This window comes from Streptomyces griseiscabiei, assembly GCF_020010925.1.
GTDB classification, from domain to species: Bacteria; Actinomycetota; Actinomycetes; order Streptomycetales; family Streptomycetaceae; genus Streptomyces; species Streptomyces griseiscabiei.
Window position 1 is genome coordinate 3,521,052 of sequence record NZ_JAGJBZ010000002.1, and the last position, 12,141, is coordinate 3,533,192.

The following is a 12,141-nucleotide window of genomic DNA, read 5'->3' on the forward strand; positions in this document are numbered from 1 at the left end:
GCGGGATGCTGGAGGCAGCGCCCGTGCGGGGTGACCCGTCGCCCGTGCCCGGGCGACGCAGGGGACGAGGTCGGTAGACGCCCATGTACAACGAACCCGACACCACCACAGCGGCACCCGAGGACTTCGCGGTCGTCATCGACGCCCGCGGGGCCGTCATGGTGTGGAGCGCGGGAGCGGCACGGCTCCTCGGGCTCGGCCCCGACGACGTGGTGGGCAGGCCCGCCTCCGGTCTGCTCGGCGGAACGCTGCCGTTCGCGACGCGGCGCCACCTGGCCGCAGGCGAGCAGTGGACGAGTGATCTGGTGCTGCGCAAGCGCGACGGTGACCGCGTCACCGTGCGGCTGCGGGGCACTCCGCTGGCGGACGCGGACGCCGGCACGTACTGGGTCGTCACTCCGGTGGGGGTGAGCTATCCCGCCGGTCCGACGGAGGCGGAGTCGGCGGAGCTGTGGGACCTCACGCTGGCGCAGCTCCCGCTGCCCGTGGCCATCTATGACAGCGAGGCGCGGTTCGTCACCTGCAACGAGGTCATGACCAAGGCGATGGGGCTGAGACGGGACGAGATGCGGGGGCGGACCCTGTGGGAGATCTACCCCGCACCGCCCCTGGACGAGATCGACCGCCTCCAGCACCAGGTGGTGCGCACCGGCGAGATGGTCTTCCGCGAGGAGCAGCCGTTCCGCGCCTCCGGCGAGGTCCGCGACCACGCGTGGTCGGTGTTCCTCTCCCCGCTGAAGAACCGCGAGGGCACGGTGCTGGGCGTCTCCGCGCTGGTCATCGACATCACCGAGCAGTACTGGGCCCGGCGTCGCCTCGCCGTGCTCAACGACGCCGGCGCGCGCATCGGCAGCACCCTCGACGTCACCCGCACGGCCGAGGAACTGGCCGAGGTCGCGGTGACGGGGTTCGCCGACTTCGCCACCGTCGACCTGCTGGAATCCGTCGTCCAGGGGCACGAGCCGCAACCGGTGCCGCCCGACACACCGGTCGTCTGCCGACGCACCGCGCAACGGTCGGTGCTCACGGGATGCCCCGAATCCGTGGTGCCCCCGGGCGGCACCGACGTCTACCCGCCCGGCTCACCCCCGGCCCTGACCCTGATCACAGGCCGGGCGAACCACTACGGCATGGGCGACGCGTCGCTGCGCGCGTGGGTGGCGGCCTCCCCGGCCCGCGCGGCGAGCATCCGCCGCTTCAAGATCCACACGGTGCTGATGGTCCCGCTGCGCGCGCGGGGCGTCACGCTCGGCGTCATGCACCTCATGCGGCACCGGACCCCGGACGCCTTCGGCCCGGACGACCTGATCCTCGCGGAGGAGATCGCCGCCAGGGCCGCGGTGAGCATCGACAACGCCCGCCGCTACACCCGTGAGCGCCGCACCGCGCTCACGCTGCAACGCAGTCTGCTGCCCGAACGACTGCCCGATGTGGCGGCCGTTGACCTGGCCTACCGCTATCTGCCCGCCGGGCCCGGCGACGAGATCGGCGGGGACTGGTTCGACGTCATCGCGCTGTCGGGGGGACGGGTCGCGCTGGCCGTGGGCGACGTGGTGGGCCACGGGGTGCGCGCCTCGGCCACCATGGGCCGTCTCCGCTCCGCGGTACGGACCCTCGCCGACGCCGACTTCGCGCCCGACGAGCTGCTCACCCGGCTGGACGATCTGGTCGTCCGGCTCGACCGGGAGGAGGGCCCGGACGCGCGACGACAGGCGGAGGAGGCGTCCGGGGAGGTCGGGGCCACCTGCCTCTACGCCGTCTACGACCCCGTCGCCGGCCGGTGCGACCTGGCCCGGGCGGGACACCCGCCGCCCCTGCTGATGGACCCCGACGGCACCGTGCGCGTGCTGGACCTGCCGGCCGGCCCGCCCCTCGGCCTCGGCGGACTGCCCTTCGAGGCGGCCCGGATCGACATGGCCGAGGGCAGCGTGCTCGCCCTCTACACCGACGGTCTGATCGAGGCCCCGGACCGTGACATCGACGTCGGGCTCGACCTGCTGGGTGAGGCCCTGCGCCACCCCACCGCCGGTCTGGAGGAGACCTGCGAGGAGGTGATGCGCAAGGTACGGCCCGACCCGCCGGCCGACGACATCGTCCTGCTCCTGGCCCGCACCTCCGTGCTCGGCGCCGACCGGGTACGCAGCTGGCCGGTCCCCGCCGATCCCGCCGCCGTCGCCGGAGCCCGCCGCGGGGCGAGCGAACAGCTGGCCGCCTGGGGGCTGAGCGAGCTGGAGTTCGCCACCGAGCTGATCGTCAGCGAACTGGTCACCAACGCCATCCGCTACGGCACCCCGCCCATCCAGCTGCGCCTGGTCCGGGCCGACGCGCTCATCTGCGAGGTCTCCGACGGCAGCGCCGCCGCCCCGCATCTGCGGCGGGCCCGCACCTTCGACGAGGGCGGACGCGGACTGCTCCTCGTGGCGCAGGTGGCCGAGCGCTGGGGCAGCCGCCACACCTCGGTCGGCAAGACGATCTGGGCCGAGCAGTCCCTGCCGGCCGGCGCCCCGGCAGCCGAACCGGTCACCGTGCCGCCCGGCCCGCTCGTGTAGAGGCCCCCTGCCCCGCGGCCCGGTTTCGCGGGTCAGGCGGAGGCCAGCCGCCGGAGCACGGCGGCGGAGACGGGCGCGGGGAGGGCGCGCAGGGTGCGGACCAGCGCGGCCGTCGGCCAGGGGAAGTACGCCTGGGCCGGTTCGCGTTCCAGGGCGCGGACGACGTACCGGGCCGCCCGCTCCTGGCTGATCTGGAAGGGCTTCGGCAGCCCGTCGCCGCTGACGCGCTCCGTGGCGACGAACCCCGGGTGGATCGAGGTGAACCGGATGCCGTGGGGCGCCAGTTCGACGCGCGCCGCGTCGATCAGCGTGCGCGCGGCGGCCTTCGCCGCCGAGTACGGACCCTGGCGGGGTAGGCCCATCAGCCCCGCGAGGGAGTTGGTGTGGGCGATCAGACCGCCGTCCGCCTGGGAACTCATCCGGTCGATCAGCGGGACGAGGTAGTTGACCACCGTGTCGTAGTTCAGCGCCATGATCCGGGCGACGTCCGCCACGCTCACCCGGTCCATCGCCATGTCCGGGCCCTGGCCCGCGTTGAGCAGCGCCACGTCGATCGTCCCGTACTCCGCGACGCCGGCCGCGACCACCTCGGCCGCGGCCCGGGGGTCGAGGGCGTCGGCGACGAGGTCCAGGCAGGCACTGCCCGCCGACCGCACCTCCTGCGCGACGCGGGCCAGTTCGGGGGCGCGTCGCGCCGTGAGGACGAGGCGGTTGCCGTCGGCGGCGAGTTGCCGTGCCACCTGCGCGCCGATGCCCGAAGAGGCGCCGACGATCAGGACCGTGCGGTCGGTGACGCGTGCCATGGTCCTCCTTCGCTCCGAGCCGGAACGCTCACCGGCAGTCCGTGCCGGTCACCCTACGGGGGCCGCAACTCCCGCTCGTCCCCAGGACGTTCCCCCTCCCGCCCCGGTTCCATCATTCGACTGTGTCACCCAACACAATCGACCGACATTGTCACTCGACAATGTCAGTCGTATGGTGGTGCCCGGCGACAGCCAGTGCGGATGAAAGGCAAGCCCATGACTCACGCGACCGAACGCGGAACCGAACCGATCCCCGAGCGTCCCGCCCTCCCTCTGGTCGGCCACGCGTTCGACATACCCGGTGGTGCCGACGGCCTGCTCCATGTGATGAAGGAGGCCAGGGAACTCGGTCCGCTGTTCAAGGTGCGGGTCTTCGGCAACGAGATCAACATCGCCTCCGGCCTCGACCTCGTCACCGAGCTGGCGGACGAGAGCCGCTTCCGCAAGAACGTGCACGCCGACCTCGTGCTGCTGCGGGAGATCGGTGGCGACGGACTGTTCACCGCCTTCAACGACGAGCCCAACTGGCGCAAGGCGCACGACGTCCTCATGCCGGCCTTCTCCCTCGGCGCGATGCGTGGCTATCACGCGACGATGCTCGAGGTGGCGCGTGAACTGATCGGGAAGTGGGACGGGGCGGCCGGGACGGAGCCGGTGGACGTCGCCGACGACATGACCCGGCTGACCTTCGACACGATCGGACTGTGCGGCTTCGGCTACGACTTCGAGTCGTTCGGCCGCCAGGAACCGCACCCCTTCGTGACCGCGCTGTCGCGCGCGCTCGGCTTCGCCCAGGCGAAGGGCGAGTCCATCCCCGGCCTGGACCTCTTCAAGTGGAAGCAGGCCGAACAGTTCCGGACCGACGTGGCCGAGATGCGGGACCTCGTCGACGACGTGATCCGGGAGCGCAGGGCCACCGGCGACACCGGCACCGACGACCTGCTCGGGCGCATGCTGCACACCCGCGACCAGATCACCGGCGAACCGCTGGACGACGTCAACATCCGTCACCAGGCGATCACGTTCCTCGTCGCCGGGCACGAGACCACCAGCGGGGCCCTGTCGTTCGCCCTGTACTACCTCACCAAGCACCCCGAGGTCCTCGCCCGCGCCCAGGCCGAGGTCGACGCCCTCTGGGGCGACACGGACACCCCCGACCCCGACTACGGGGACATCGGGAAACTGACGTACATCCGGCAGGTGCTCAACGAGAGTCTGCGGCTCTGGCCGACCGCCCCCGCCTACGCCGTGGAGCCCGTGGAGGACACCGTCATCGGCGACAGGTACGCCGTGCGCCGGGGCGAGACGATCCAGGTGCTCATCCCGCAGCTGCACCGGGACCCCGCCTGGGGCGAGAACGTCGAGCTGTTCGACCCCGACCGGTTCCTGCCCGAGCGGGAGCTGGAGCGGCCGGTCCACCTGTTCAAGCCGTTCGGCAGCGGCGAACGCGCCTGCATCGGCCGCCAGTTCGCGCTCCACGAGGCCACGCTCGTCCTCGCGCTGGTGATCCACCGCTACCGCCTGATCGACCACACCGACTACCGGCTGAAGATCAAGCAGTCGCTCACGATCAAGCCCGACGCGTTCACCCTGCGCCTGGCCCGGCGGACCGGCGGGGAGCGCCGGCTGCCGCCCGTCACCTCGGGCCGGGCTCCGGCGGAGGAGGCCCGGCCCGTGGTCCGCAGGGCCGCCGGAACCACCCTGACCCTGCTGCACGGCTCCAACCTCGGCACCTGCGCCGGCATCGCGCGTGAACTCGCCCAGGACGGCGAACAGCACGGCTTCGCCCCGGCCGTCGCCTCCCTGGACAGCGTCGCCGGCCGCCTCCGCGCCGACGACGGGCCGGTGGTGATCGTCGCCGCCTCCTACAACGGCAGGCCCACCGACGACGCCACGCGGTTCATGGAGTGGCTCGACCGACTGGCACCGGGCTCGCTCGACGGCCTCCGGTACGCCGTGCTCGGCGTCGGCGACCGCAACTGGGCCGCCACCTACCAGCGCGTGCCGACCCTCATCGACGAACGGCTGAGCGCGGCCGGCGCCACCGCACTGCTGGAGCGCGGCGCCGCGGACGCCTCCGGCGACTTCGCCGGCACGGTGGACCGCTGGACCGGCGAGCTGTGGACCACACTCCTCGACCACCACGGAACCGCCCAGGAGGCGCCGGCGGCGCAGCCGGACACCGAGGCGGAGGGCGGCCTGTACGTACTGGAGGACACCACCGACTCGGTCACCGGCGGCCTCGCGGCACGGCACGGCGTCCAGCCCATGGAGGTCCTCGACGCCCGCGAACTGGTCGACATGTCCCACGGTCTGGGCCGCTCCAAGCGCTTCCTCAGGCTGCGGCTGCCCGAGGGGATCACCTACCGCACCGGCGACCACCTGGCCGTCCTCCCGCGCAACCCGGACCACCTCGTCCAGCGGGTCACGGACCGGTTCGGCCTCGACCCGGACCGCACCGTCCGGCTGCGCGCCCGCCGGCGCGGCCGCAACACCCTCCCCGTCGACCGCCCGCTCACCGTCCGCCGGCTGCTCACCGACTTCGTGGAACTCCAGGACCCCGCCACGCAAGGGCAGATCGCCGTGCTCGCCGAGCACACCGCCTGCCCGCCGGAGAAGCGTCCCCTGACGGAACTCGCCGCGGCGGACCCGGACAGCTTCCGCGAGCGGGTGACCGCCGCCGGACACAGCGTCCTGGACCTGCTGGAGCGCCACCGCGCCTGTGAGCTGCCGTTCGAGCGCTTCCTCGAACTGCTCCCCGTACTGCGCCCCCGCCACTACTCGATCTCCTCGTCCGCCGAGGCGGCACCCGGCGAGGTCGATCTGATGGTGTCGCTCCTCGCCGCTCCCCACCGGGCAGGCGAGGGCATGTTCCACGGCATCGGCTCGCACTTCCTGCAGACCGTGCGGCCTGGCGACACCCTGCAGGCGCGGGTCCTGCCGTGCAGCGAGACGTTCCGTCTGCCCGAGGACACCTCCGCCCCCGTGATCCTGGTGAGCGCGGGAACCGGGCTCGCGCCCTTCCGGGGTGCCGTCCTCGACCGCCGTCACACGGGCTCCACCGGGACGCTGCTGTGCTACTTCGGCTGCGACCACCCGGATGTCGACTACCTGCACCGCGCGGAGTTCGAGGCGGCCGAGGCCGCCGGAGCCGTCAGCATGCGGCCCACCTTCTCCTGCGTGCCTGAGGACGGGGTCCGCTTCGTGCAGGACCGGATCAGGAAGGAGGGCGCCGAGGTCTGGGCGGTGCTGGAAGCGGGCGGACGCGTCCACGTCTGCGGCGACGGCCGTCGTATGGCCCCGGCGGTGCGCGAGGCGTTCAGGGCCCTCTACCGCGAGAACACCGGCGCCGACGACACCGAGGCCGCCGCATGGCTGGACGCCCTGACCGAGTCCGGCCACTACGTCGAGGACGTCTGGGCCGGCTGACCGACCACGGCGGTGCGGCGCCGGCCCAGCGCCGCACCCGCCCTCCGGCGGGGCCTCGGACGTGCCCCTCGTCCGAGGCCCCGCACCTCGAAGAACCCCTGACTGCCGCCCCGAACTCGTGAGGTTCCCATGCCTGTTGCACGCTCGGCCCGCCGCCGAGGACCGACCGTCCCGCCCGGCCACCCGCACCGGAGCGGACGGTGACCGCGCGGGGCGGCTCCGCCCTCACCCTCGGCGTCGCGGTGGCACTCGTCGCCGGAGTGACCCTCGGCAACGGGGGAGCGAACGTGATGCCCGTCTTCGTCGACGACTTCGCCTCGCGCTTCGCGCTGTCGGACTCCGGCGCCGGTCTTGTCGCGGCGGTCCAGCTGACGGCGACCGCGATCGTCACCCTGCTGCTCGCCGGGCGCGCCGCGCGCCCCGGGCGGGTGCGGATGGCCCGACTGGGGCTGGCCGTCTCCGGGGCGGGCTTTCTCGGCGCGACGGCCGCCTCCGACCCCGTCGTGCTGATCCTGGCCAACCTCGTGATCGGAGCCGGGCTCGGCGCGGTCTACGCCTCGGCCACCGCGGCCCTCGCCGCCACCGACGACGCCGACAGGACCTCGGCGGTCGCCGTCTGCGGCACGGTCTGCGCGACGGCGCTGCTGCTGATGGGCGTCGCCGCCGCCAACCACGACGTGGGCGGGGGCACCGGCTTCCTGCTCATGGCACTGGGCTGTCTGCTCGCCTGGCCGCTGGTGCGCGGACTCCCCGACGGCCCCGGGGCACCGGCCGGCCTGTCGCTCGGGGCGGCCGGGTCCGTCCCGGCGAGACCGTCGGTCGTACTGCTCGCCGGAACCGCGCTGCTGTGGGCCGTCACCCAGGGGGCGTGGTCGTACACCTCCGTCCTGGGGCGGGAGCACACCGGTATGTCCCACTCGCTCGTGTCGGGCGTTCTCGCGGCGGCCAGTGTGGTGGCACTCGTCGGCGCGGTGGCGGGCCCCGTCGCCGCCCGGCGCTTCGGACGCATGCGGTCGATGGCGTTCTTCGTCACCCTGCAGGCCCTGGCGATGGCGGCCCTGATCATCACGCACGACCCCGTGCTCTTCGTCGGCGCGGCCGTCCTGTGGCAGACCTGCCAACTGGCCGTCCTGGTCCAGATGCTGGCCGCCGCCTCGCTGATCGACGCGAGCGGCCGGCTGGTGGCCTCGCTCAGCGGGGCGGGCGCGCTCGGCACGGGCGTCGGCCCGCTGGCCGTCGGTGCCCTCCTCGACGGTGCCGGGGCCGGTGCCCTGGGCGCGGTCCTCGCCGTCGGCACGTTCGTCGCCTCGCTGCCCCTGCTGCGGATGACGGTGGACGGCGCCACGGCCTACGGCGCGCGCCCGTCCGCCCCCACGCCCGCACCCTGATACGCCCGCGTCCACGCAAAACGGTCGCCGTCCCCCTCGTGAGGTGGGGACGGCGACCGCTTGCGTGGACGCGCGGCCCGCGGCGGGCACCGCGGGTGACTCGCGCGGCCTCGGCCGTTCACAGCACGGGCAGAGCCACCAGCTCCAGCCGGCCGCCCGCGAGGGCCACCACAGCCGAGACCAGGGCCTGGAGACCGACGCGTTCGGCTTCCTCGTCGGGCAGGGAGAGGTGCTGGACGGACAGTCCGTCGAAGCCGGCGAGGAAGAACCGGGCCAGGTTCTCCGCGGGCTGGGCCAGTGGGTGACCGGAGCGTTCGGCCGCCTCGGTGACCAGCTTCGTCGTCGAGGCCGTCACCTCGCCGTAGTGGGCGAGGAGGGCCTCCTGCAGCCGGGGCGTGCGCAGGGCGAACATCGACAGCTCGGTGAGCAGTTGATGCGTGGTCGGCTGTTCGCGCAGGGTCTTCCACAGGGCGGCGGCGAGGGAGGCGACGCTCTCCTCGAAGCTGCCCTCCGACGGCGCGGCCGCCTGGACCTGGGTGATCAGGTCGTGGGTGAGCTGCTCCATGACGGCGCGGTACAGATCCTCCTTGGTGCCGAAGGTGTAGTGCACCGTCGCCTGCGCCACGCCCAGCTCGGCGGCGATGGCACGGGTGCTCCCGGCGGCGACGCCCTCCCTGGTCATGAGGTCGATGGCGGCCTTGATCAACTGGGGGCGGCGCTCCGCCGCGGACACATGAGCCATACACCCCATCATACGACTGAGTCGACCGATCCAGTCGACTCGTGACCCGAACGCGCGACGGCCACGCCGGTCGGGACGGTACCCCGGGGCGCTGTCTCCAGCCATGGCCGGCTCGCGCCCTTCTCCTACTGCCTCAGGCTGCTCAGACTGCCGTACACGAACCTATCGGGGGAGGTGCTCCGAACGTGGCTGGGCGGGGGCGGGGGCGGGGGCGGGGGCGGAATGCGGCTGCGCGCAGGCGGCGGGTCGCGCGGCTGAAGGCTGGGGTGGTCGGCGGCAGCCTCGTGCTGGTTCTGCTGGTGGTGTTCTGGTCGGCGGTGTGGCCGTACATCACGGGGGCTGTGCTCGTGGGCGGTGTCGCATCGGTGGGATGGTGGCTCTGGCGTGCGGATCGGCTCGTCCGTGGCAGGGACCGTCTGTGGCGGCAGGAAGAGGCGGTGAAGGCCGGGCACCGCACGCTTGCCGAGGTGGACGCGATGACCGGTACCGAGTTCGAGGACCTGGTCGCGGGCCTGTGCCGACGGGACGGTTGCACGGAGGTCCGGCGGGTGGGCGGTGCGAACGACAACGGCGCCGATGTCGTCGGCCGGCTCCCGGACGGCCGGAGCGTGGTGATCCAGTGCAAGCGCTATGCGCCGAGCAGCACGATCGCGAGTCGCGAACTGCGTGATCTGCTGGGTGCCAAGGTGCACTTCGAGGCCGACGTGGCGGTGTTCGTCACGACCACGCGGTTCAGCCGCCCGTCCGAGAAGTTCGCGCTGCGGCACGAGATCCTCGCCGTGCACCGAGATCACTTCGGGCTGTGGAACAACGGGGCTTCCCTCCTGTCGCTGAGCGAGGTGAACGGCCAGGGGCAGGGAGACTCCCGCCACCGAGCCCGCTGGAAGCGGGCGTACGGCAAGTAACCGGCTTTGAGGATGCCTCCTGGCAGGCGCGGGAGCCGCTTCGTCGGCGGTTCCCGCGCCTGGTCATGGCACGGGTGGGAGCGGTCAGTTGACTCGTACGATCTTCCAGAGCTGGTCGTCCAGGCCGGCGGTGCCCCACTGGACGACGGCTGCCCCGTTCGCGGTGGAGGACTGGGCGACTCCGGCGACGAGGGTGCTGTTCACATTGCGGAGTGTGTAGTGACCGCCGCCCGCGTCGGTGAGGGTCCACTTCTGGGAGTCGGAGCCGGAGGCGGTGTTCTGGACGAGGGCCGCGCCGGCGGCGCCGGAGGAGCCCTGGATGTCCAGGTTGAGGTTGCTCTTGACGTTCTTGATGGTCCAGGCGCCGCTGCCGGCGGACTGGAAGGTGAAGAGCTGGCAGGCACAGGCCGTGTTCTGCCACTGGCCGACGGCGGTACCGGCGGTGGTGGAGCCGGCCGGGATGTCGAGGTACTTGCCGCTGTTCTTGTTCACCAGGACGTACTGGCCGGTGCCCAGCGGCGGCAGGGCGGTCTGGGTGAGGTTCCAGCGCTGGCAGCCGCAGGTGGTGCCGCTCCACTGCCCGGCGGCGGTGCCGACCGTGGTGGAGGCACTGGGTATTTCGAGGAGCTTCCCACTGACGCGGTTGGTGACGCTGTAGCCGCCGGACGGATGCGGCGCGACGGCCCACTCGTGGTCGAGGGTGCCGTTGTCGTCCCACTGCAGGACGGCGGCGCCGTTCGCGGTCGACTGGTTCTGCACGCCGAGCACCTTGCCGCTGGCCGCGTTGCGGATCTTGAAGTAGCCCGAGGACTGCTGCTCGAAGCGCCACTGCTGGTTGGTGGAGGTGGTGGGGTTCTGCTGGGTGGCGCCGGTGCCGTTGGCGGTGGAGCCGCCGGCGATGGTGAGGTTCAGGGCACTGCCCGCGTTGGTCATGGTGTAGGTGGCGCCGTCGGAGACACCGCCGCCGAGGTCGACCGTGCTGTACGTGACCGGGTTGCGGCGGTTGTCGCCGCCGAAGCCCGCGCTGAACACCATCAGGCTGTGTCCGTCGGCCAGCGGAAGCAGACCGCGGCTGTAGCCGCCACCGACGTTGGAGGGCATCCGCGTCCAGGTGTCCGCGGCGCCGTTCTGCGTGTTGACGAACAGGTCGTCGCTGCTGTGGGCGGTGGCGACGAGGGTTCCGTCGGGGCCGCCGGTGGGCAGCCAGACGATGTAGGGCGTGCCCTGGGGGACCTGGCCGTCGGTGGTGCGCAGCGGGATGCCGGTGACGGAGTCGAACGCCTCCGGGTCGGCGGAGATCTTGTAGTGGACGGCGAAGTTGCCCGCCGCCGACCCGCCGTACTCGTACGTCATGATGTATTTGCCGTTGGGCATTCTCGCGACGGTCGGCATGCCGGGGCGCTGGCTGTAGGTGGGCATCGCCACGTCGTCGACGACCGGACCCCAAGTGCGGATGTCCGTGGAGACCTGGTGGACGATCTTCTGGCCGTGGTCGGTGTCGCGCTGGTCGGAGTAGTAGACGATGAGCCTGTCACCGGAGACCAGGAAGAACGGCTCCCACACGGGGGTGTTGCCGTTGACGTCGGTGGCCTTGCCGCCTGTCGCGATGTTGGTGACGAAGGTCCAGCTCTGGCCTCGGTCGGTGCTGGCGTACAGGTCGATCTTGCTGCCGCCCCGGTCGTACGGCACCGAGTCACCGGCGGCGAGGATGGTGCCGGCGGGGAAGCCGCCCATGGCCTTGGGCAGTTCGAACAGCTCGGGCTGCCAGCGCATGCCCCAGCCGTTCTGGGTGTCGGCGACCTCGGAGATCTTCGTCCAGGACGTGCCGTTGTCGGTGGAGCGGTAGATCGGGAAGACGGGCATGTCGACGCGGTACTGCTCGAACGTGGCGAGCAGGGTGCCGTTGGCCGAGCCGTTGTGCTGCAGGCGCATCGCCCGCGGGTAGTAGCTGCCGGGGGAGAGCGCGTCGGAGGGCGGGGTGTAGAGCGTCTGGGCGGGGCGGGAGAGAGCGTCCGCCCTGCCCGCGCCGGGCAGGACCAGCGTCGCCGCGGCGACGAGCAGCGAGAGCAGCAGGAAGAAGAATGTCGTGGGGCGGGAACGCGGAGCGGCGCCGGGTCTGGCGCCTGTGCGAGCGAGGGACATGTGCGGCTCCGATGGCGGGTGAGGTTCTCTGCGGGCCCGCCGCCCCCGGGATGATCGAGCGGGGGCGGCGAGGTTCAGGGGCGGGTCGGCCGGCGGGGGACGGACGGCACCGCGGCTGGGGCATGGTCGGCATCCGTGTGAGGAGACGGCTGCGGGGTGGCGCGGTGGGACGGCTGCGCGGCT

The 12,141-nt window shown here is 72.5% G+C and carries 7 protein-coding genes; 4 read left to right on the forward strand and 3 right to left on the reverse strand.

The annotated features are described in order from the left end of the window. Positions 1–83 precede the first annotated feature (83 nt). Positions 84–2,549: a SpoIIE family protein phosphatase gene (locus tag J8M51_RS32400; protein ID WP_086754338.1), complete on the forward strand. Its 2,466-nt coding sequence runs from the start codon at positions 84–86 to the stop codon at positions 2,547–2,549. Between the two features lie 32 nt (positions 2,550–2,581). Here the strand turns inward: J8M51_RS32400 and J8M51_RS32405 are convergent, their stop codons facing one another. After that, positions 2,582–3,352 carry an SDR family NAD(P)-dependent oxidoreductase gene (locus J8M51_RS32405; protein WP_216586204.1) on the reverse strand — a complete coding sequence of 257 codons (771 nt, stop codon included), beginning with the start codon at positions 3,350–3,352 and terminating at the stop codon, positions 2,582–2,584. A 216-nt stretch (positions 3,353–3,568) separates the two neighbouring features. Here J8M51_RS32405 and J8M51_RS32410 point away from each other — a divergent pair, with 216 nt between their 5' ends. Both J8M51_RS32410 and J8M51_RS32415 read left to right on the forward strand, forming a co-directional pair. Beyond that, complete coding sequence (locus J8M51_RS32410; protein ID WP_086754392.1) at positions 3,569–6,781, forward strand: bifunctional cytochrome P450/NADPH--P450 reductase; 3,213 nt, start codon at positions 3,569–3,571, stop codon at positions 6,779–6,781. A 200-nt stretch (positions 6,782–6,981) separates the two neighbouring features. After that, on the forward strand, positions 6,982–8,169 hold the full coding sequence (locus J8M51_RS32415; RefSeq protein WP_086754395.1) for an MFS transporter: 1,188 nt from the start codon (positions 6,982–6,984) through the stop codon (positions 8,167–8,169). A 118-nt stretch (positions 8,170–8,287) separates the two neighbouring features. On the opposite strand, the gene J8M51_RS32420 is transcribed toward J8M51_RS32415, so the two are convergent. Then, a complete protein-coding gene (locus J8M51_RS32420; protein WP_267299650.1) occupies positions 8,288–8,911 on the reverse strand; it encodes a TetR/AcrR family transcriptional regulator in 624 nt (207 codons plus the stop codon). A 266-nt stretch (positions 8,912–9,177) separates the two neighbouring features. On the opposite strand from J8M51_RS32420, the gene J8M51_RS32425 reads away from it, so the two are divergent. Continuing rightward, the gene (locus J8M51_RS32425) at positions 9,178–9,816 is read left to right on the forward strand and encodes a restriction endonuclease (protein ID WP_267299651.1); all 639 of its coding nucleotides are present in this window, start codon (positions 9,178–9,180) and stop codon (positions 9,814–9,816) included. Between the two features lie 84 nt (positions 9,817–9,900). Here J8M51_RS32425 and J8M51_RS32430 read toward each other — a convergent pair whose 3' ends face one another. Continuing rightward, complete coding sequence (locus tag J8M51_RS32430; RefSeq protein WP_267299652.1) at positions 9,901–11,958, reverse strand: RICIN domain-containing protein; 2,058 nt, start codon at positions 11,956–11,958, stop codon at positions 9,901–9,903. Between the last annotated feature and the right edge of the window lie 183 nt (positions 11,959–12,141).